This is a genomic window from Streptomyces sp. NPDC005752 (genome assembly GCF_040630715.1).
Classification (GTDB): domain Bacteria; phylum Actinomycetota; class Actinomycetes; order Streptomycetales; family Streptomycetaceae; genus Streptomyces.
Map to the genome: position 1 here is coordinate 238,828 of NZ_JBEXYB010000001.1, position 21,208 is coordinate 260,035.

At 71.3% G+C, this 21,208-nt stretch carries 13 protein-coding genes; 9 read left to right on the forward strand and 4 right to left on the reverse strand.

Translation table 11 applies throughout. The features are described from left to right. Nucleotides 1-253: 253 nt before the first annotated feature. Nucleotides 254-2,932, forward strand: a complete 2,679-nt coding sequence (gene glgP / locus ABZ441_RS01130; RefSeq protein ID WP_358966482.1) for an alpha-glucan family phosphorylase — start codon at nt 254-256, stop codon at nt 2,930-2,932. 330 nt (nt 2,933-3,262) lie between these two features. After that, on the forward strand, nt 3,263-4,936 hold the full coding sequence (locus ABZ441_RS01135; protein ID WP_358966770.1) for a SpoIIE family protein phosphatase: 1,674 nt from the start codon (nt 3,263-3,265) through the stop codon (nt 4,934-4,936). A 95-nt stretch (nt 4,937-5,031) separates the two neighbouring features. Here the strand turns inward: ABZ441_RS01135 and ABZ441_RS01140 are convergent, their stop codons facing one another. From ABZ441_RS01140 to glgX, 4 genes are all read right to left on the reverse strand, one after another. Beyond that, nucleotides 5,032-7,074 carry a M4 family metallopeptidase gene (locus ABZ441_RS01140; RefSeq protein WP_358966485.1) on the reverse strand — a complete coding sequence of 681 codons (2,043 nt, stop codon included), beginning with the start codon at nt 7,072-7,074 and terminating at the stop codon, nt 5,032-5,034. A 796-nt stretch (nt 7,075-7,870) separates the two neighbouring features. Then, nucleotides 7,871-9,742, reverse strand: coding sequence for an ABC transporter ATP-binding protein (locus tag ABZ441_RS01145; protein ID WP_358966487.1), 1,872 nt, complete (start codon nt 9,740-9,742; stop codon nt 7,871-7,873). Further along, nucleotides 9,739-11,541 (reverse strand): ABC transporter ATP-binding protein, encoded by a 1,803-nt coding sequence (locus tag ABZ441_RS01150; protein WP_358966490.1) that lies wholly within the window; start codon nt 11,539-11,541, stop codon nt 9,739-9,741. The genes ABZ441_RS01145 and ABZ441_RS01150 overlap by 4 nt, the downstream gene beginning before the upstream one ends. A 277-nt stretch (nt 11,542-11,818) precedes the next feature. Beyond that, complete coding sequence (glgX, locus tag ABZ441_RS01155; RefSeq protein ID WP_358966772.1) at nt 11,819-13,939, reverse strand: glycogen debranching protein GlgX; 2,121 nt, start codon at nt 13,937-13,939, stop codon at nt 11,819-11,821. Nucleotides 13,940-14,208: 269 nt separating this feature from the next. On the opposite strand from glgX, the gene ABZ441_RS01160 reads away from it, so the two are divergent. The 7 genes from ABZ441_RS01160 (at nt 14,209) to ABZ441_RS01190 (ending at nt 21,193) form a co-directional block, all read left to right on the forward strand. Continuing rightward, entirely contained in the window at nt 14,209-15,429 is a 1,221-nt protein-coding gene (locus ABZ441_RS01160; RefSeq protein WP_358966492.1) for an Ig-like domain-containing protein, read from the forward strand. Nucleotides 15,430-15,633: 204 nt separating this feature from the next. After that, on the forward strand, nt 15,634-16,884 hold the full coding sequence (locus ABZ441_RS01165; RefSeq protein ID WP_358966494.1) for an Ig-like domain-containing protein: 1,251 nt from the start codon (nt 15,634-15,636) through the stop codon (nt 16,882-16,884). An 85-nt stretch (nt 16,885-16,969) separates the two neighbouring features. Beyond that, entirely contained in the window at nt 16,970-17,737 is a 768-nt protein-coding gene (locus tag ABZ441_RS01170) for an enoyl-CoA hydratase-related protein (RefSeq protein WP_358966497.1), read from the forward strand. A 250-nt stretch (nt 17,738-17,987) separates the two neighbouring features. Beyond that, a complete protein-coding gene (locus ABZ441_RS01175; protein ID WP_358966501.1) occupies nt 17,988-18,503 on the forward strand; it encodes an ATP-binding protein in 516 nt (171 codons plus the stop codon). A gap of 388 nt (nt 18,504-18,891) precedes the next feature. Next, nucleotides 18,892-19,701 (forward strand): polysaccharide deacetylase family protein, encoded by an 810-nt coding sequence (locus ABZ441_RS01180; RefSeq protein ID WP_358966503.1) that lies wholly within the window; start codon nt 18,892-18,894, stop codon nt 19,699-19,701. After that, nucleotides 19,701-20,873, forward strand: a complete 1,173-nt coding sequence (locus ABZ441_RS01185; RefSeq protein ID WP_358966506.1) for a YncE family protein — start codon at nt 19,701-19,703, stop codon at nt 20,871-20,873. Before ABZ441_RS01180 ends, ABZ441_RS01185 begins: the two co-directional genes overlap by 1 nt. Nucleotides 20,874-20,977: 104 nt before the next feature. Continuing rightward, a complete protein-coding gene (locus tag ABZ441_RS01190) occupies nt 20,978-21,193 on the forward strand; it encodes an EF-hand domain-containing protein (protein ID WP_358966509.1) in 216 nt (71 codons plus the stop codon). The last annotated feature ends 15 nt before the right edge of the window (nt 21,194-21,208 follow it).

Genomic DNA, 21,208 nt, shown 5'->3' on the forward strand with positions numbered 1-21,208 from the left:
CGCGGGGCGTGAGGAGCTGGAGTTGCCTGCCGGGCCCCGGTGCCAGGGGTGGTCCAGGTGTCGCCGGAGGGAGGGCGCGCACCGTGCGGTGCCGGGGGCCGGGGCGGGCGTACCGCGCCGAAAGGGGCCCACTGAGCCGGTCGCGCGCCGTGGTTGCCCGCGGGGGCACACCGCTACCGTCGAGGGTGACGGAGAGGGCGCCCACCGTCGTGCGTCCCCTCGGATCCGTAGGTCCCCTGTAAAGGTGGGATACGTGAAGGCCATTCGTCGGTTCACCGTGCGCCCCGTCCTCCCCGAACCCCTGCGACCGCTCAGCGACCTCGCCCGCAACCTGCGCTGGTCCTGGCACACCGAGACCCAGCAGCTCTTCCGGGCCGCCGACCCGGAGGGCTGGCGGCCCGCGGACGCCGACCCCGTGCGTCTGCTGGGCGCCGTCTCCGCGGCACGCCTCACCGAGCTGGCCGGTGACCAGCACTTCCTGAGCCGCCTCACCGAGGTGTCCGAGGGACTCCGGGAGTACCTCGGCGGCCCGCGGTGGTACCAGAACCAGCTCTCCCAGGGCGCCGAGCTCCCCGCCGCCGTCGCCTACTTCTCGCCCGAGTTCGGGGTCACCGCGGCCCTGCCCCAGTACTCGGGCGGGCTCGGCATCCTGGCCGGTGACCATCTGAAGGCCGCCAGCGACCTGGGCGTGCCGCTCATCGGCGTCGGCCTGCTCTACCGGCACGGATACTTCCGCCAGAGCCTGTCCCGGGACGGCTGGCAGCAGGAGCACTACCCCGTCCTCGACCCCAACGAGCTGCCGCTCACCCTCCTGCGGGAGGCCGACGGGGCTCCCAGCCGTGTGGTGCTCGCCCTGCCCGGCGGCCGCTCCCTGTACGCCTCGGTCTGGCTGGCCCAGGTCGGGCGCGTCCCCCTGCTGCTGCTCGACTCCGACGTCGAGGAGAACGCACCGGGCGAGCGCGACGTCACCGACCGGCTCTACGGCGGGGGCAGCGACCACCGGCTGCTGCAGGAGATGCTGCTCGGGATCGGCGGTGTGCGCGCGGTGCGCACCTACTGCCGGCTGACCGGGCACGCGGCACCCGAGGTGTTCCACACCAACGAGGGGCACGCCGGATTCCTCGGCCTGGAGCGCATCCGGGAACTCTCCGAGACGGGACTGGACTTCGACGCGGCCCTGGAGGTCGTGCGGGCCGGCGCGGTCTTCACCACGCACACACCGGTGCCCGCCGGGATAGACCGTTTCGACCGCCAGCTCGTGGCCCGTCACTTCGGTGACGACGGCGAGTTGCCGGGGGTCGGTGTCGAGAAGATCCTGCGCCTGGGGATGGAGACCTACGACGGCGGGGAGCCCGGCCTCTTCAACATGGCGGTGATGGGGCTGCGGCTCGCCCAGCGGGCCAACGGCGTCTCCACCCTGCACGGATCCGTGAGCCGGGAGATGTTCTCCGGGCTGTGGCCGGGATTCGATCCCTCCGAGGTGCCGATCACCTCGGTGACCAACGGGGTGCACGCCCCGACCTGGGTCGCACCCGAGGTTCTCCGGCTGGGTGCCGGCTCATTCGGCTCCGAACGCGCCGAGAACGCCCTCGCCGGCGCCGAGGTCGGCCAGGAGGCGGGCGTCGACGGCGGGACGGCCGGCACTCCGAGGCGCTGGGACGCCGTGACCGCCGTCCCCGACCGTGAGATCTGGGAGCTGCGCCGGGGTCTGCGTGAGCAGCTCGTCGCCGAGGTGCGCAAACGGCTCTACGCCTCATGGCGCAGGCGCGGCGCGGGCACCGCCGAACTGGGCTGGATCGACGGTGTGCTCGACCCAGACGTGCTGACCATCGGCTTCGCCCGCCGGGTGCCCTCGTACAAGCGGCTGACGCTCATGCTGCACGACCGCGACCGGCTGCGGGAGCTGCTGCTGCACCCGACGCACCCCATCCAGATCGTCGTCGCCGGCAAGGCCCACCCCGCCGACGACGGGGGCAAGAGGCTCGTGCAGGAACTGGTGCGCTTCTCCGACGACCCGCGGGTGCGCCACCGCATCGTCTTCCTGCCGGACTACGGCATGGGGATGGCGCAGAAGCTCTACCCGGGCTGCGACGTCTGGCTCAACAACCCGCTGCGGCCGCTGGAGGCGTGCGGCACCAGCGGGATGAAGGCGGCGCTCAACGGCTGCCTCAACCTCTCTGTGCGTGACGGCTGGTGGGACGAGTGGTTCGAGCCCGACTTCGGCTGGGAGATCCCCACCGCCGACGGCTCCGCCACCGACGAGGAGCGGCGCGACGAGCTGGAGGCCAACGCCCTCTACGCGCTGATCGAGGACCGGGTCGCCCCCCGTTTCTACGACCGCGACGCCGAGGACCTGCCCGAGCGGTGGATCGAGATGGTCCGCCGCACCCTGGTCACCCTGGGGCCCAAGGTCCTCGCGGGCCGCATGGTGCGTGAGTACGTCGAGAGGCTCTACGCTCCGGCCGCGCAGTCCCGGCGTGCGCTCGAGCCCGCCACCGCCCGCGAGCTCGCGGCGTGGAAGGCCAGGGTCCGTGCGGCCTGGCCGCAGGTGGCGGTGGATCATGTGGAGGCCTCCGCGGACACCGTCGTCGGGGGTTCCGCCGAGCTGGGGTCCAGCATGGCGCTCCGGGTCCGGATCGCCCTGGGCGGTCTCGACCCGGAGGACGTGGAGGTGCAGGTGGTCGCCGGACGGGTCGACTCCGGGGACGCGATCGCGGAGGCCCGGACGTATCCGCTGAAGCCGGCCGGCGGTCACGACCTGGAGGACCGCTGGCTGTACGAGGGCCCGCTCGCCCTCGACCGTACGGGCCCCTACGGTTACACCGTGCGTGTCCTGCCCGCGCATCCGCTGCTCGCCTCGGGTGCCGAACTCGGCCTGGTCGCCGTGCCGAACGCGTCCACGGGTGACGGCGGCGGGATGCTCCTGCGCTGACGGCCGTCCCCCGGGGCGGGTCCCGGCGTGCTTGCGCGCCGGGACCCACCCCGCGTTCGCGGGGGACCACCGGTACACGGCGGAGGTGCTTTTCGGCCCGACCTCGCTAACATGACTGCCGTGCCGGTGTGGCCCTGCGGCCACCCACGTGACAGCGAGGCGTCCGGGCGGACGCGAGTGGAGGTCAGCACGGTGAACGGCGGCGGTGGCCCAGCGAGACGCCTGACCCGTCGGCTGGCCGCGCAGAACGGTGTCTCCCGGCGGCTGTACGTCCGCCGGCCGGGGCCCTTCGGGCCACCGCTGGGCGACCGCTTCACCACCGCCGCCCGGATGCGTTGGCTCAACGAGGCGAGCACCCGGATCGGCACGACGCTCGACCTGGAGCGAACCGCTGAGGAGCTGGCCCGATTCAGCGTCCCGCGGCTCGCCGACGCCGCCGCGGTCGACCTGCTGGAGTCCGTGCTGCGCGGCGAGGAGGGCGAGCGCGTCACCGGTGCGGCGGTGCCCGTCACCCGCGCCATGGCGGTGCGTGCCATCGACGCGCTGAACGGACTCGAACCCGCCCCGGTGGGCGAGGTGGTCGACCGCAGGGAGCGCCGCGAGACGCTGCTGACCACCGAGTGCCTGCGCAACCGCCGGCCCGTGATGGTCAGCCGGATGACCCCGGAGGACTTCGAGCGGGTCGCGCCGACGACGAGCGCGGAGGAGGCGATGCGTCGCCAGGGCGTCCACAGCTACATGGCCGTCCCGCTGATCGCGCGTGGTGTCCTGCTGGGTTCCGCGGACTTCGTACGCGCCGGCGACAGCCCGCCCTTCCACCGCACCGACCTGGAGCTTGCGGGTCAACTCGCTTCCATGGCAGCGGTGTTCATAGACAACGCCCGGCTCTACGGGCGTGAACGCGAGCATGTCGTCTCGCTGCAGCGCTCCCTGCTCCCGCGCGCCACGCCGCACACCCCCGGCCTGCGGGTGCACGCCCACTACGCGCCGGCCGCCGAGGCGCACGGGGTGGGCGGCGACTGGTACGACGTGGTGGCACTCCCCAGCGGGCGTACGGCGCTGGTCGTCGGCGACGTCACCGGCCATGGTCTGCCGGCCGCCGCTACGATGGGCCGGCTGCGGGCCGTCGCCCGTACGCTGATGATGCTGGACATCGCCCCCGACCGGCTGCTCGCCCGGCTCGACCTGGCCACCCGCGACCTGGAGGACGACCAGGTCGCCACGTGTCTGTGCGCGGTCTACGATCCGGCGGACTCCAGCTACACGATCGCGAGCGCGGGGCACCCGCCGCCGTTGCTGGTGGAGAGCGGCGGTACCGCCCGCTACCTCGACGTGCCGGTCGGGGCGCCGCTGGGCGCCGGGGTCATCCCCTACGACCCGCTGCGGTTCCGCGGCCCGGTGGGCGGGCGGCTCGTCCTCTACACCGACGGCCTGATCAAGACACGTACCGACGACGTGGACGTACAACTGGAAGGGCTGCGCGCCTCCGTGACCGCGATGGCGCCCGAGCAGCTCGACGCGGGCGGCCCGCTCACCGCGCCGCGGCAGGACGACGGCCGGTTCGACGAGGCGGTCCTGCTGATCGCCGGGGGCCACGAGCTCTCCCCCGAGGTGCGGTTGCGGGAGTGGGACCTGCCGACGGAGGGCAACCCCGCCTCCACCGCCCGCAAGCTGGTCACGGAGCAGCTCGCGCAGTGGGACCTGTCCGAACTCGCCGACGTGACGGAGCTGGTGGTCAGCGAACTGGTCGGCAACGCCCTGCGCTACGGCGGCGGTCCCGGACGGCTCCGGCTGCTGTGCGACGAGCGGCTCCAGGTGGAGCTGGCCGACACCGGCCCCGACCTGCCGCAGATCCAGCACGCCGACGTGAGTGACGAGGGCGGGCGAGGACTCCAGCTCATCAACCTGCTGTGCCGCAGGTGGGGTTCGTGCCGTACGGCGACCGGCAAGATCGTCTGGGCCGAGCAGAACGTCCCCGTCCGGGGCGCGGACCCGGCCTCCTGACGCACGGGACGGCCCCGGGGAGCACGCTCCCCGGGGCCGAACCGTTCAGTGGTGTGCGCTCCGGGCCGTCGCCTGCCGGCGTTCCCGGACGGTGCTCAGAAGGTGAGCTTGACGCTGTTGAAGGTGCCGGTGTCGCCCGAGTAGACGTCCTGGACCCTCAGGTTCCACGTGCCGTTGGCCACCTCGGACGAGGCGTTGACCGTGTAGGTCGCCACCACGTTGTCCGCGGAGTCGCTCGACGAGGAGTTCTTCAGCCGGTACGCCGTCCCGTCCGGGGCGACCAGGTCGAGGACGAGGTCACCGCGGTAGGTGTGGCTGATGTTCACCGCCACCGACAAGGTGCTGGGCGCGTTGCCGGTGACGCCGCTGACGACGACCGGGAAGTTGGCCGTGCTGTTGTCGGTGATCGCCTTGGCGGTCGTGTTCTGGAAGACCTTGCCGCCCGGGTCGGTGCCGCCGCCGGGGCGGGAGCCCACGGCGATGGCGGCCCAGGCGTTGGCGACGCCGGCGTACTCGGCGCTCGACGTGCCGTACAGCTCACCGGCCACGGCGAGGGTGCCGGTGCGGGCCGCGGCGTAGTTCGTGGTGGAGGTGAACTTCGTGGTGAGCGCCTTGAACCAGATCTGCAGCGCCTTGTCCCGGCCGATGCCGGTCACCGGAAGGCCGTCCGACGTCGGGGAGTTGTAGGAGACCCCGTTGACGGTCTTGGCCCCGCTGCCCTCGGACAGGAGGTAGAAGAAGTGGTTCGCCGGGCCCGAGGAGTAGTGGACGTCGACGCCGCCGAGGCCCGAGTACCACGAGTCCTTGGACGCGCCGTCCTTGCTCGGCTTGTCCATGTAGCGGAGCGGGGTACCGTCGCCGTTGATGTCGATCTTCTCGCCGACGAGGTAGTCGCCCGGGTCGGTCGCGGTGTTGGAGTAGAACTCCACGCCCGCCGCGAAGATGTCGGAGGTGGCCTCGTTGAGGCCGCCCGACTCACCGCTGTAGTTGAGACCGGCGGTGTTGGAGGTGACGCCGTGCGTCATCTCGTGGGCCGCCACGTCCAGCGAGGTCAGGGGGGCGAGGTTGCCGCTGCCGTCGCCGTAGGTCATGCAGAAGCAGCTGTCGGACCAGAAGGCGTTGACGTAGTTGTTGCCGTAGTGGACACGGGAGTACGCGCCGACACCGTCGCCCCTGATGCCGCTGCGGCCCATGACGTTCTTGTAGAAGTCCCAGGTCTCCGCGGCGCCGTAGTGCGCGTCGGCCGCGGCGGTCTCGGTGTTCGACGCGGCGCCGTTGCCCCAGACGTCGTCGGTGCCGGAGAACAGGGTCCCGGTGCCGGACGTGCCGCGGTTCAGGTTGTACGTCTTGTGGTTGCCACGCGCACTGTCGGTGAGGTTGTACGAGCTGCCGGAGCCCGAGGTCCCCAGCGTCACCTGGCCGCTGTACTGCGTGTTGCCGGTGCCGTTCTCGATGGCCTGCCACTCGAAGAGCTTGGCGCCGGAGGAGGCGTCCGTGATGACGTGCAGCTCGTTCGGGGTGCCGTCGTGCTGGAGGCCGCCGACGACGGTCTCGTACGCGAGCTGCGGCGTGCCGTTCGCAGCCCACACCACCTTGCGGGGCGCCTTGCTCGCTTCGGTGCTCTTCGAGCCGTCGGCCCTGGCCGCGGTGAGTGCCTGCTTCTCGGCCGTGGCCGGCGCGACGTCCGCCGCGGTGCCGACGGCCTTCAGCTGGGCCCCTGTCGCCTTCGACGCCTTGGTGACGCCCTCCGTCGTCCCGGACTTCGATGCGGACACGACCAGGTCGCCACCGAGCACGGGGAGACCGTCGAGCGTGCGCTCGTAGCGGGTGTGGGTGGTGCCGTCGACGTCCTTGACGACGTCGCGGACCACCAGCTTCTCCTTGGCGCCGAGCCCCAGGTCCTCGGCGGTGGCCGCCTTGGTGGAGTTGGCCTCCCGGAGCAGTTCGGCACGCTGGGCGGGGGAGAGCTTCGCGGGGAGTGCGCCGGGGTCGGCGCCCTTCGCCACGGCGGCGGGGGCCGCGGTCGCGCTTCCGGGGGCGGCCGTTGCGGCGCCGCCCTGCATTCCGACGGCGAGGAGTGCTGCGGTGGCTATCAGAGCGCCGGTCGCGGTGGCACGACGGCTGTGCGTGGATCTCACGCGGACTCCTTCTGCGAGGGGGCAACGGCCGACTGGGTGAGTGGGCCGGCAGAGCAGGCGGTGCGTGGAACGGGGGAAGAGTGCCACCGCGAACATGCGCCTGTCAGGACCGCGTCAATACATTGGCCGGAAATCGTTCGTTGCCGGAAGATGCGTGTTCGTTAACCGGACGTTTCCCCGTGTGTCATCCGTGTGGCGGCGTACGCCGCCGAGATGGTCAACTGCCTTACCGCGCAGGGTGGAGAGGGGTTTCCATCGGTAGCCGTCACGTCCGGGGCCCGCAGGGGGAAGCGGACGCGGACCACGGGCTGAGATGTGCGCGAGCGTATGGCTGGATCCGGGCCGGACGCTCTACGGAGGCCGCCGACTGTCGGCCCGGAGCGGTGACACGGGCTCGGCAGCCGGCCGCCCTCGCCCCGGCCCGCGGGTGCGGCCGGGGCGCGGAGAGCGCCGTCGGAGGGGGCGCCGACGTGCGCTCATGGCTTCCGTGCCACGCCGTCCCGCAGGGCCCGGTCGCTGAGGGAGTCGCCGCTGTCGATCGACACCGGGACGGTGGCCGGCCCGTCGCGATATCAGCTGTCCCAGGTGCCCGGCTCCGACCCCGGTGTGGGTCGGTCCTGGCTCCGGGCCCGTCGCACCCGCCCTGACCGCCTGCGAGCAGGCCCGCCTCCCCGCCGGCCCCCGGTGGTGAGGCGGGGAGCGCGGCCGGGCGGGGATCAGCCCGGTGGCGGCCGGCGTGAGCCCGGGGTGGAGGTACCGGCCCGGATTCGAGGGACGGTGCCGCCGTCGGTGAGCCTCAGGCCAGACTCTCCCGCCACGCGCGGTGCAGGCCCGCGAACCGGCCCGTGCCGCCGATGAGTTCGGCCGGGGTGCCGTCCTCCACGATCCGGCCCTTCTCCATCACCAGGACCCGGTCCGCGATCTCCACGGTCGACAGACGGTGCGCGATCACCACCGCGGTGCGCCCGTGCAGCACGGTGTCCATGGCCCGCTGCACCGCCCGCTCACCCGGGACGTCCAGCGAGCTCGTCGCCTCGTCGAGGATCAGGACGGCGGGGTTCGCGAGCAACGCGCGTGCGAAGGCGACGAGTTGACGTTGCCCGGCGGAGATCCGGCCGCCCCGCTTACGGACGTCGGTGTCGTACCCGTCGGGCAGCGAGCTGATGAAGTCGTGCGCCCCGATGGCCTTGGCCGCGTGCTCGATCTCCTCGCGCGTCGCCTCCGGGCGGCCGATCGCGATGTTCTCGGCGATCGTCCCGGAGAACAGGAACGCCTCCTGGGTCACCATCACCACGCCCCGCCGCAGCTCAGGCGTCGCCAGGTCGCGCAGGTCGGTGCCGTCCAGCAGGACCCGGCCCTCCGTCGGATCGTAGAAGCGTGCCAGCAGCTTGGCCAGCGTCGACTTGCCCGCGCCCGTCGAACCCACCACGGCCAGGGTCTGGCCCGCGGGGATCGTCAGACCGAAGCGCGGAAGGACCTCACCACCGGTCCGGTAGGCGAACCGCACCCCTTCGAAGGTGACCGCCCGGCCCGGGTGCTCACCGGCGAGTGCGGGCAGCTCCTTCGGCGCCCCGGGCTCCGGAACCGTGGGTGTCTGCGCCAGCAGGCCCGCGATCTTCTCCAGCGAGGCGGCCGCCGACTGGTAGGAGTTCAGGAACATCCCGAGCCGGTCGATCGGGTCGTACAGTCGCCGCAGATAGAGCACCGCGGCGGCCAGCACACCCAGCGCCAGTGTCCCCGACGCCACCCGGTGGGCGCCCCACAGCACCATCGCGGCCACCGCCGTGTTGGCCACGAGCCTGGAGCCGACGACGTAGCGGGCCATCTCCAGCAGAGCGTCGCCGTTCGTCCGCTCGTGACGGCGGTTGAACACCGCGAAGTCCTCGTCGTTGGCGCGCTCCCTGCGGAACGCCTGCACGGGGCGGATCCCGTTCATCGTCTCGGCGAACTTCACGATGACCGCGGCGATCGCCGAGGAGCGCGCCGAATAGGCCGTGGCCGCCCGTCGCCGGTAGCTCCGCACCAGCAGGTACAGCGGTGCGAAGGAGGCCACCGCGATGGCACCGATGCCGAGGTCCAGCCAGAGGAGCATCAGGGAGATCGCCACGAACGACAGGACGACGCCGATGAGTTCCTGCAGGCCCTCGCTCAGCAGTTCGCGCAGGGACTCCACGTCCGTGGTCGAGCGGGAGATCAGCCGGCCCGAGGTGTAGCGCTCGTGGAAGTCGACACTCAGCGCCTGCGAATGCCGGAAGATCCGCCCGCGCAGATCGAGCAGCACGTCCTGGTTGATCCGCGCGGCGGCCCGGATGAAGGCGTACTGGAGAAGTCCCGCGCCGAGCGAGCACACCGCGTATCCGATGCCCACGGCGGCCAGCGGGCCGTAGTCGTGGTCCCGGAACGCGGGCACACCGCTGTCGATGGCGTACGCGACCAGCAGTGGTCCCGCCTGCACCGCGGCCTGCTGGACGACCAGCAGGAGGGAGGCCACGACCACCCTGGCCCGCAGGGGCCCCAGCAGGGAGGTCAGCAGCGCCCAGGTGGCGCCCCGGGGCGTGGGCAGGGCTTCGGCGTCGAACGCGTCCGCCTCACCGGGCGGGCGGCCGGACCTGTCCCCGGAGAGGTCGTCACCGGCGAGGGCGGGCCCGTCGGCAGTCGTACTGGTCATCGGGCGTTGCCCTCCTCGGGGACGAGAACACCTGTGTCGTGGGCGCCGGACATCAGCCAGGCGTATTCGGCGTTGCTGCGCAGGAGTTCCTGGTGTGTCCCCACCGCGCTGATCCGGCCCCCGGAGAGCAGCGCCACCCGGTCCGCCAGCATCACCGTGGACGGCCGGTGGGCGACGACCAGCGCGGTCGTCTCCTCCAGCACGCGCCGCAGCGCCGCCTCCACCAGCGCCTCCGTATGCACGTCGAGGGCGGAGAGGGGGTCGTCGAGCACCAGGAAGCGCGGCCCCCCGACAACGGCGCGGGCCAGCGCGAGGCGCTGCCGCTGGCCGCCGGAGAGGCTCAGCCCCTGCTCACCGACCTGCGTGTCGACGCCCTTCGGGAGCTCGTGCACGAAGTCGGCCTGGGCGACGGACAGGGCCCGGCGCAGCTCCTGACCACCTGCGCCCCGCGCACCCATCAGTACGTTCTCCCCGACCGTCGCCGAGAAGAGGGTGGGTTCCTCGAAGGCCACCGACACCAGCTCGCGCAGCCGGGACCGCTCCATGCCGGCGACGTCCTCGCCGTCCAGCAGGATGCGGCCGCCGGTGACGTCGTGCAGCCGGGGTACGAGCGCCGTCAGCGTCGTCTTCCCGGAACCGGTGGCGCCCACCAGGGCCATCGTCTCGCCCGGACGGATCCGCAGATCGATCCTGGCCAGGACGGCCGGTGAGCCGGGCTGGGCGTCGGGGTAGCGGAACTCCACCCCTTCGAAGACGATGCCCTGCCCGCTTCCCGCGGCACGCTCCTCCCGGGGCGCGGGCTCCGGCTCCTCCGCCACGTCCATGACCTCGAAGAAGCGGTCGGCGGCCGTTGCGGACTCCTGGCTCATCGCCAGCAGGAAGCCGATCGACTCGACCGGCCACCGCAGCGCGAGAGCCGTCGAGAGGAACGCGACCAGTGTGCCCGCGGACAGACCGCCGTCGGCGACCTCGATCGTGCCGAGCACCAGCGCGGCACCGATCGCCAGCTCGGGAATGGCGGTGATGAGCGCCCAGATCCCCGCGAGGAGCCGGGCCTTGCCGAGCTCCGTGGCGCGCAGCCGCTGCGCGAGCGCGCGGAAGGCCAGTGCCTGGCTGCGGTTGCGGCCGAAGCCCTTGACGACACGGATACCCAGCACGCTCTCCTCGACGACGGTCGTCAGATCGCCGACCTGGTCCTGGGCCCTGCGCGCCACCAGCGCGTACTTCGTCTCGAAGAGCGAGCACAGGACCATGAGGGGGACGGCGGGCGCGAGCAGTACCAGTCCCAGCGACCAGTCCTGGGCGAACAGGATGACGAAGCCGACCAGAATGGTCGTGCCGTTGACCAGCAGGAACGTCAGTGGGAAGGCAAGGAACATCCGCAGCAGCATCAGATCCGTGGTCCCGCGCGAGAGCAGCTGTCCCGACGGCCAGCGGTCGTGGAACGCCACGGGCAGCCGCTGCAGATGGCGGTAGAGGTCGGCGCGCATCGACGCCTCGACCCCGGCGAGCGGCCGTGCCACGAGCCACCGGCGGAGCCCGAACAGCGCGGCCTCGGCGATTCCCAGCAGCAGCAGGTAGAGCGCTCCCAGCCACACCCCGCCGGGATCACGGTCGGCGACCGGTCCGTCCACCATCCACTTCAGGATCAGCGGGATCACCAGGGCGAGGCAGGAGGCGAGTATCGCCACGAGTGCCGCGCTGATCCAGCGCACACGCACCGGTCTGACATAGGGCCACAGTCGCAGGAGGGAGCGCACGGCGGACCGGTCCGTGGGCTCTGCAGGTTCTTCGGGCATCAGGAGCGAGCCTAAGGTTCACCACTGACATCGCTCACGTGGTTTTCCGGTCACGCACCGTGGGTCGCAGCGCCCGTCCGACCGATCGGACGACGGCGGCCCGGGCGGGACGGCGGACACCGCCCGCCGGACTCCTCACGGTCATGTCGGTCATCGAGGTGAACGGGATCCACGAGGCATAGTGCGGCCCTGACCGTCCCGCCTCCTCGCGCCGCGCACCGAAAACCGCGAGGCGGCCGTCGCCTGCGAGCGTGGCGTCCTCGGCTGAGCACGCCCCTCACTCCGAGACCCGCAGCAGCAGCACCGACCTCCCCTCCACCGTGAGTGCCGTGCCGCCCCGGTGGCGGGTGCCGGGGGCCGCGGACTGGTCCTCCCGCGAGGTGTCCAGCACCAGTTCATAGGACTGCGCCCACGGCGGGCCCGGCAGCAGGAAGTCGCAGGGCCGGTGGTCCGCGTGCAGGACCGCCAGGAAGCTGTCGTCGGTGATCTGCCCGCCCCGGGCGTCACGGCCCGGGATGTCGCGCCCGGACAGGTAGAGACCCAGCGTCGCCGCCGGGGCGTACCAGTCGCCCTCCGTCATCTCCGTCCCCTGCGAGGTGAACCACGCCAGGTCACGCAGGCCGTCCGGGGCCTGCGGAGTCCCGGCGAAGAAGGCGCGGCGGCGCAGCACCGGATGGCGGTGGCGCAGGGCCAGCACCCGGGCGGTCAGCTCGGTCAGCTCCCGCCACCGGGGGTCCTCCAGCAGCGACCAGTCCAGCCAGCTGACCTCGTTGTCCTGGCAGTAGGCGTTGTTGTTGCCGCCCTGCGTACGCCCCATCTCGTCGCCCGCCACCAGCATCGGCACCCCGGTCGACAGGAGCAGCGTGGTCAGGAGGTTGCGCAGCTGCCGGCGGCGCAGGGCGTCGACGTCGGGGTCGTCGGTCCCGCCCTCGGCCCCGCCGTTCCAGGAGCGGTTGTCGTTCGTCCCGTCGCGGTTGCCCTCGCCGTTGGCCTCGTTGTGCTTCTGCTCGTAGCTGACCAGGTCGCGCAGGGTGAAACCGTCGTGAGCGGTGACGAAGTTGACCGAGGCGTACGGGCGCCTGCCGCCCCAGGCGTAGAGGTCACTCGAACCGGTGAGCCGGTAGCCGATGTCGCGTACGTCGGGCAGCGCCCCACGCCAGAAGTCGCGTACGGCGTCCCGGTAGTGGTCGTTCCACTCGGTCCACAGGGGAGGGAACGCGCCGACCTGATAGCCGCCGTTGCCCACGTCCCAGGGCTCGGCGATCAGCTTGACCCGGCGCAGTACGGGGTCCTGGGCGATCACGGCGAGGAAGGGGGAGAGCATGTCCACGTCGTGCATCGAGCGGGCGAGTGCCGCCGCCAGGTCGAAGCGGAAGCCGTCGACTCCCATCTCCGTCACCCAGTAGCGGAGCGAGTCCGTGATCAGCCGGAGGACCTGCGGCTGCACCACGTGCAGGGTGTTGCCGCAGCCGGTGTAGTCCGCGTAGCGGCGGGCGTCCTGCTGGAGGCGGTAGTAGCCGCGGTTGTCGATGCCGCGCAGGGACAGCATCGGGCCGAGCTCACCGGCCTCCGCCGTGTGGTTGTAGACCACGTCGAGGATGACCTCGATCCCGGCGTCGTGCAGGGCGCGCACCATCTGCTTGAACTCGCCGACCTGCTGACCGGTGGTGCCGCTCGCCGCGTAGTCCGCGTGCGGCGCGAAGTAGCCGATCGAGTTGTATCCCCAGTAGTTGTGCAGCCCGCGACGCAGCAGGTGGTCCTCGTGGGCGAACTGGTGGACCGGGAGCAGTTCGACGGCCGTCACCCCGAGGCGCCGGAGATGGCCGATCGCGGCGGGGTGGGCGAGCCCGGCGTAGGTGCCGCGGAGCTCGGGCGGGATGTCCGGGTGGAGCTTGGTGAAGCCGCGCACGTGCAGTTCGTAGATGACCGTGTCCGCCCACGGCGTCTTCGGTCTGCGGTCCTGCGCCCAGTCGTCGTCGTCGTGCACGACGACCGCCTTGGGGACGTACGGCGCCGAGTCCCGGTCGTCGCGCACGGTGTCGGCGACATGCTGCTCGGGCCAGTCCCTCACATGGCCGTACACCTCGGGCGGCAGGGTGAACGAGCCGTCCACCGCGCGGGCGTACGGGTCGAGGAGCAGCTTCGCCGCGTTCCAGCGAGCGCCCGTCCAGGGGTCCCAGCGGCCGTGCACCCGGTAGCCGTAACGCTGTCCCGCGCCCACGCCGGGGACGAAGCCGTGCCAGATCTCGTGCGTCAGCTCGGTGAGCGGGAGCCGGGTCTCGGTGCCCCGCTCGTCGAAGAGACAGAGCTCGACGGCCTCGGCCCCACCCGCCCACAGGGCGAAGTTGGTGCCCGCCACTCCGTCCGGACCGACCCGGAAGCGGGCCCCCAGGGGCATCGGGGCACCCGGCCATACGGGTGGTCTGTCCACTTCGTTCCCGGGGGCCGGTCCGGTCGCCGTCACCCTTCCCGTCGTACGCGGTGTTTCCTCCTGCTCGGCTGTGCTCGACACCTCTAGGCCTCCTGCGGCTCGTCGGAGCGGCCACCCGCGGAAGGAGTGGGCGGCGTCCCGGCCGCGCCCTTCCCGGCGGTGTCCTCCTCCCTGTTCTGCCCACCGGCGGCCCCGCACTCACGTTTCCCCGGGGCGGCCGCGTCGTTGGGGGGAGCGTGAACCACGTAGCGAAGAGAGCACGGGCGGGTTCGGCCGCCGTGCTGACATGGGCAGGACTGTTCACCGTGTCGGCCGCACTGACCGGCTGCACCGGGTCGACACCGTTCTTCGGGGACAACCGCTCACCCGGGGACGCCATCCGGATCACCCCCCACGACGGTGCGGAGAACGTCGGCGTTGACAGCCGGCTCGAGGTGACCGTCTCCGACGGACGGCTGGAGCGGGTGAAGGTGACCCGGACGGAGGACGCGGAACACCAGGAGGTGCCGGGCCGGATCGCGGAGGACGGCCGGTCATGGGCACCCCGGGACGACGGGTACCGGCTCGGGCTGGCCGGGAAGTACAGCGTGGAGGCCGTCGCCGTCGACGGCGACGGCCACCGCTCGGCGCGCAGCACGACGTTCACCACCCTGGTCCCCAAGGACCGTTTCATCGGCTACTTCAAGCCGGAGAACCGGTCCACCGTGGGCACCGGGATGATCGTCTCCTTCGACTTCAACCGGCCCGTCACCCGCCGTGCCGCGGTGGAGAAGGCCATCAGGATCACCACGGAACCCGAGGTCGAGGTGGTCGGCCACTGGTTCGGCAAGGACCGGCTCGACTTCCGCCCCGCCACCTACTGGGAGCCGGGCACCGAGGTCACCGTCGACGTGGGCCTGCGTGACGTGGAGGGCGCCCCCGGGGTGTACGGCAGCCAGCGGAAGAAGGTGACCTTCGAGGTCGGCCGCTCCCAGACGTCCGTGGTGGACGCCCGGGCGCACACCATGGAGGTACGCCGGGACGGCGAGTTGGTCAGCACGGTGCCGATCACCGCGGGTGCGGCGAAGACGACCACGTACAACGGCAGGATGGTGGTCTCCGAGCTGCACGACGTGACCCGCATGGACGGCAGCACCGTCGGCTTCGGCGGTGAGTACGACATCAAGGACGTCCCGCACGCCATCCGTCTGACGAAGTCGGGCACCTTCCTGCACGGCAACTACTGGGAGTCGCCGGACATCTTCGGCACCGAGAACACCAGCCACGGCTGCATCGGGCTGCGCGACGTGAAGGGAGGCAGCTCCGGAACCCCGGCCGGCTGGTTCTTCGAGCGGACGCTCGTCGGCGACGTGGTCGAGGTGGTCAACTCCACCGACAGGACCGTCGCTCCGGACAACGGGCTCGGCGGCTGGAACCTCGGCTGGCCGCAGTGGAAGGCGGGTTCAGCCCTGCGCTGACCCCCGGCCCGACCTGGGCGGGTCCCGGAGGCGCGCCCTCCGGGACCACCCGGCGGCGGAGCGGGCCGACTTGGGACGGAACAGTGACATTCCGGAGGAGTTCTCCCGACGTTCGGTGTGATTATCTTGCGCGGGGCGTGCATCAACAGCGCGCGGGGGCGCGGGCCATGGCGGGGCCAGGCCGCGTGAGGGGAGACGACCACATTGAACGGGCATCCGATATCGGGCGCATGGGCCGGCGCGGGCGGGGGACAGCGCGGGCGAGGGGCCCGCGGACTCCTCGCACTGGGACTGGGCGCGATGCTGTTGCTGGTGACCGCGTGCGGGGGCAGCGGAGCCGCCGCCGACAGGAACGGCGGGCAGGCGGGCGGGAAGGCCGATGACACCAGCGCCTCGCAGGCGGTGGTGACCATCGCTCCCAAGGACGGCGCCGACGACGTGGCGACCAGCGGGGCGCTGAAGGTCTCGGCCGCCAAGGGCAAGCTGAGCACCGTGAAGGTCGCCGACCCCAAGGGCAAGGAGGTCGGGGGGAAGATAGCCGGGGACGGTCTCAGCTGGGCGCCCGACCGCCACCTGGCAGCGGCGACCAAGTACACGGTGCACGCGGTCGCCAAGGACGCGAAGGGCCGTGAGTCGGCCAAGGACACCAGCTTCACGACGCTGGTCCCGCAGAACACCTTCATCGGCCAGTACACGCCCGAGGACGGCTCGACCGTGGGCGTGGGCATGCCGGTGTCGATCCACTTCACCCGGGGCATCACCGACCCCGGGGCCGTGGAGAAGGCGGTCAGCGTGACGGCGGAGCCCGCCGTGAAGATCGAGCCCCACTGGTTCGGCAACGACCGCCTCGACTTCCGCCCCGAGGAGTACTGGGCCGCGGGCACGAAGGTGACCCTGCGCCTCGACCTCGACGGCGTCGAGGGGCGGCCGGGCGTGTACGGCAAGCAGGCCAAGACCGTGAAGTTCACCATCGGCCGCAGCCAGGTCTCCACGGTGGACGCGAGCTCCCACCGGATGAAGGTGGTCCGTGACGGCAAGCAGATCAAGGACATCCCGATCTCCGCGGGCGCACCGGCCACGACCACGTACAACGGGCAGATGGTCATCAGTGAGAAGCTCAAGGTGACCCGGATGAACGGTGACACCGTCGGCTTCGGCGGCGAGTACGACATCAAGGACGTGCCGCACGCGATGCGCCTGTCGACCTCCGGCACCTTCATCCACGGCAACTACTGGGGCGCGTCGGGCATCTTCGGCACGACCAACACCAGCCACGGCTGTGTCGGCCTGCGGGACGTGAGAGGTGCCTGGGACAGCAAGACTCCCGCGGCCTGGCTCTTCGACAACTCGCTGATCGGCGACGTGGTGATCGTGAAGAACTCGAAGGACAAGGTGATCCAGCCGGACAACGGCCTCAACGGCTGGAACATGGACTGGGCGGAGTGGACCGAGTAGATCCCCGCCGCTGACGTGCGTGGGCCCGGTGCTGTGACCAACGGCACCGGGCCCACGCACGTTAGTCCTGGTTAACCTGCTCCCCATGACCGTAACCCTCGAAGTAAGCGACAACGTCGGCACGATCCGGCTGGACCGTCCGCCGATGAACGCCCTGGACGTCGCCACCCAGGACCGGCTGCGGGAGCTCGCGGAGGAGGCGACCCGGCGCGACGACGTGCGCGCCGTGATCCTCTACGGCGGTGAGAAGGTGTTCGCGGCAGGCGCGGACATCAAGGAGATGCAGGCGATGGACCATGCGGCGATGGTCGTACGCTCCAGGGCCCTGCAGGAGTCCTTCACCGCCGTGGCACGCATCCCCAAGCCCGTCGTCGCAGCCGTCACCGGCTACGCCCTGGGAGGGGGCTGCGAACTGGCCCTCTGCGCCGACTTCCGGATCGCCGGTGACAACGCGAAGCTCGGCCAGCCGGAGATCCTGCTGGGGCTGATCCCCGGAGCGGGCGGCACCCAGCGGCTGTCCCGGCTGGTGGGCCCGTCCAGGGCCAAGGACCTGATCTTCACGGGTCGTCAGGTGAAGGCCGCGGAAGCCCTGGCGATCGGGCTGGTGGACCGTGTGGTGCCCGCCGCCGAGGTCTACGAGCAGGCGCATGCCTGGGCGGCACGGCTGGCACGGGGGCCCGCGCTGGCGCTGCGCGCCGCCAAGGAGTCCGTGGACGCGGGGCTGGAGACGGACATCGACACCGGGCTGACGGTCGAGCGGAACTGGTTCGCCGGTCTGTTCGCCACCGAGGACCGTGAGCGTGGCATGCGCAGCTTCGTCGAGGAGGGCCCGGGCAAGGCCGAATTCCTCTGACCGAGCGTGAGTTACGTACACGGGCGCGCACGTTCATCCGTGCGGGCGGATCAGCCGGACCTTAAGAGAACCTTAAGGTCCGGCGGTCCTCCCGTCCGTGCAATTACCTGTCCGCCATCTGTCATCCCAGGTGGGCACAACTGCGCGGACCTCCGTTCTGCCCCCGGCATATGCCGGAGAACCGGCCCGGAATGACTGGTTCCGGGAAGGGAATTCCGTCGAACGGTCACAGAGCGCGTTCTGTGCGGCCATGATGGTGGGCATGTCGGGCCTGGAGGGTGTGGAGCAGCCGCGACCGCGCAGCGGCGCGACAGCGGCGCGCCGGATGTCTGCCGTCGAAGACGAACAGGCGTTCAAGGCGCTGGAGTTGTTCGGAAATCCGACGGAGGGTGAAGTCCGGCTGCCCTCGCTTCCGGAGTCCGCCGCGACCGCCCGCCGGATCACTTCGTGCGTGATGCTGCGTCAGTGGCAGCTTCCTCCGCAGACCGCCGAATACGGAGTGCTACTGGTCTCCGAACTCGTGGGCAACGCGGTGCGGCACACCGGGGCGCGCGTCTTCGGTCTGCGGATGCTGCGCCGTCGGGGCTGGGTCCGGATCGAGGTGCGGGATCCCTCGCGCGGACTGCCGTGCCTGATGCCCGTCCGTGAGACGGATGTCAGCGGGCGAGGACTCTTCCTGGTGGACAGGCTCTCCGACAGGTGGGGCGTGGATCTCTTGCCGCGCGGGAAGACCACCTGGTTCGAGATGCGCACCACCGACCGCTGACACGCAGAAGCCCCCGGTCGGCCTTGGTGCGGCTCGGCGGGGGCTTCTGAGGGGGCCGTGGAATGGGGGGGGTGTATCCACGGCCGCACACGGGACCTGGCTCGGGTCGGAGGAGGTCGTGTCCCGACTATGGCAGACGGGCGAGCGCGGAGCCAAAGCCGCAAAAAGGGCTTTTGGGTGCAATGCTGGTTATTTAGGTTGCACATCACAGGTGGGGTAGGTCACTCGCCTTGCATTCTTCATGTTCTCTTCAGATCTTCCATGCGGTTCATTGGTCACCTCTCGGGCGTGGCCATGCCCGGCCGGCCCCGCATTTCCGCTCATTCCGCCTACTCTGTGTCAGGTCTCGGGGAATCAGAACCCGAACCGACCCGCGAGGTGGACGGCCATGAACGGTCGCTGGACACCGGTGCCCCGCCGTGGCGCCCTGCGTACGGCAGCCGGATCCCTCCTGGCAGGCATGGCGGCAGCGGGCTGCGCGCGGGACGGAACCCCGCAGTCGCCGGCCCGGAAGGAACAGAACGGCGACAGTGCGCAGAGCGCCCGGAAGGCCCACGGCGCCGCACGCCAGGCCGCCGCCCCGCGCCGCTTCCCCGGGCAGCCGGTCCAGATCGAGCACGGCCCCCGTGACCGCCCCCGCGTCGCCCTCACCTTCCACGGCCAGGGGGACCCCGCCCTGGCCCGCGCCGTCCTCGGCGAGGCCGAGCGCGCCGGCGCCCGCCTCACCGTCCTGGCCGTCGGGAGCTGGCTCGACCGGTACCCCGGCATGGCCCGCCGGATCCTGGACGGCGGCCACGACCTCGGCAACCACACCGAGAGCCACCTCGACATCAACGCGATGGACGAGGCGCGGGCGTACGGGGAGGTCGCCGACTGCGCCCGGCGCCTGCGCCGGCTCACCGGTTCCATCGGCACCTGGTTCAGGCCCTCGCGCGCCCGCCACGCCACGCCGCTCGTCCAGGAGCTCGCGCGGCGCGCCGGATACCCGCACGTCCTGTCCTACGACGTGGACTCCCTCGACTTCACCTCTCCCGGGGTCGCGGCCGTCACCCGCAAGGTCGCAGGCGAACTCCGCAACGGCTCCGTCGTGAGCCTGCACTTCGGCTACCGGGACACCGTCGCCGCGCTGCCCCTCCTCCTCACCGAAATCGACCGGCGCCAACTGCGCGCGGTGACCACCACGGAGCTGTTGACCTGATGCCTCCCTCCCCGCGCGCCCTCACCGCCGCAGCCCTCCTCGTCGCCTCGCTCGCCGCCTGCGCCGCCCCCGCGGACCACACGCGGCCCGAGCCCTCCCGTACCGAGGCAGCCGCCCCGCCCGACCGTCCGGCGTCCCCGTCCGGGCTGCCCGGGATGCCTCCCGTGCTCGACCCGAAGAACGTCTACGCGGCGGACCGTGCGGGAAAGCTCGCCCCGGCCGTCAGGGACTTCCCCTCCCGGATCTACGTCCCCAACACCAACTCCAACACGGTGACGGTGATCGACCCGGCGACGTACAAGGTCGTCGAGACCATTCCCGTCGGCAACCAGCCGCAGCACGTCGTGCCCTCCTGGGACCTGAAGACGCTCTGGGTCAACAACGACCTCGGGGACAGCCTCACCGCGATCGACCCGGCCACCGGGAAGGCCGGCCGGACGCTCGACGTCTCCGATCCGTACAACCTCTACTTCACCCCGAACGGCAAGTACGCCGTCGTCATGGCCTCGATGGACCGCGAGCTGGTCTTCCGTGACCCGCACAGCATGAAGGTCGCGAAGACGCTGCCGGTGGACTGCGCGGGGGTGAACCACGCGGATTTCTCTGCGGACGGACGCTACTTCATCGTCTCCTGCGAGTTCTCCGGTGAGCTGCTCAAGGTCGACACGGAGAAGATGAAGGTCGTCGGACAGCAGCGGCTGCCGATGCAGGGAGCGATGCCGCAGGACGTCAAACTCTCCCCGGACGGCTCGACGTTCTACATCGCCGACATGATGGCGCACGGCATGTGGGTGCTGGACGGCAAGGCGTTCACCACCCCGAGGCTGCTGCCGACCGGCAAGGGCGCCCACGGCCTCTACGTCAGCCGGGACTCCAGGAAGATGTACATCTCCAACCGGGGCGAGGGCTCCGTGTCCGTCTTCGACTTCGCCGGGAAGGAGCTCACCGCGAAGTGGCACCTCCCCGGCGGCGGCAGCCCCGACATGGGTGGTGTGTCGGCCGACGGCAAGGTGCTCTGGCTCTCCGGCCGCTACGACGCCGAGGTGTACGCGATCGACACCTCCAGCGGCAAGGAGCTGGCCCGGATCCCGGTCGGCAGCGGGCCGCACGGACTGGCGGTCTACCCGCAGCCGGGCCGCTACTCGCTCGGCCACACCGGCGTCTTCCGCTGACGGGCGCCGGGTCCCCGTCCGTGCGCCGTCGCCCGCCGGAGGAGCCGCTCGGACTGCCGGATAATCTGACCTTCGTCAACGACGCTTAACGAAGGGGCGGAACAGTGGCGGACATCGAGTCGGCACGCAAGGCATTCGAGCGCTTCGACCAGAACAGCGACGGCAGCATCACGGCCGCCGAGTACAAGAGCGCGATGGCGCAGCTCGGAGACCCCTACGTCACCGAGACCGTGGCGCAGGCCGTCATCAACGCCCACGACGCCAACGGTGACGGCGAGCTCACCTTCGACGAGTTCTGGGCCTCGCAGAACAAGGTCTGACCCGCACCGGGACCG

Bases quoted from the DNA above. Each gene is read 5' to 3' on its own strand.
- ABZ441_RS01185 (WP_358966506.1), top strand. From the start codon at position 19,701: ATGCCTCCCTCCCCGCGCGCCCTCACCGCCGCAGCCCTCCTCGTCGCC.
- ABZ441_RS01175 (WP_358966501.1), top strand. From the start codon at position 17,988: ATGATGGTGGGCATGTCGGGCCTGGAGGGTGTGGAGCAGCCGCGACCG.
- ABZ441_RS01170 (WP_358966497.1), top strand. From the start codon at position 16,970: ATGACCGTAACCCTCGAAGTAAGCGACAACGTCGGCACGATCCGGCTG.
- glgX (WP_358966772.1), bottom strand. From the start codon at position 13,939: ATGCCCCTGGGGGCCCGCTTCCGGGTCGGTCCGGACGGAGTGGCGGGC.
- ABZ441_RS01180 (WP_358966503.1), top strand. From the start codon at position 18,892: ATGAACGGTCGCTGGACACCGGTGCCCCGCCGTGGCGCCCTGCGTACG.
- ABZ441_RS01150 (WP_358966490.1), bottom strand. From the start codon at position 11,541: ATGCCCGAAGAACCTGCAGAGCCCACGGACCGGTCCGCCGTGCGCTCC.
- ABZ441_RS01135 (WP_358966770.1), top strand. From the start codon at position 3,263: ATGCGTTGGCTCAACGAGGCGAGCACCCGGATCGGCACGACGCTCGAC.
- ABZ441_RS01145 (WP_358966487.1), bottom strand. From the start codon at position 9,742: ATGACCAGTACGACTGCCGACGGGCCCGCCCTCGCCGGTGACGACCTC.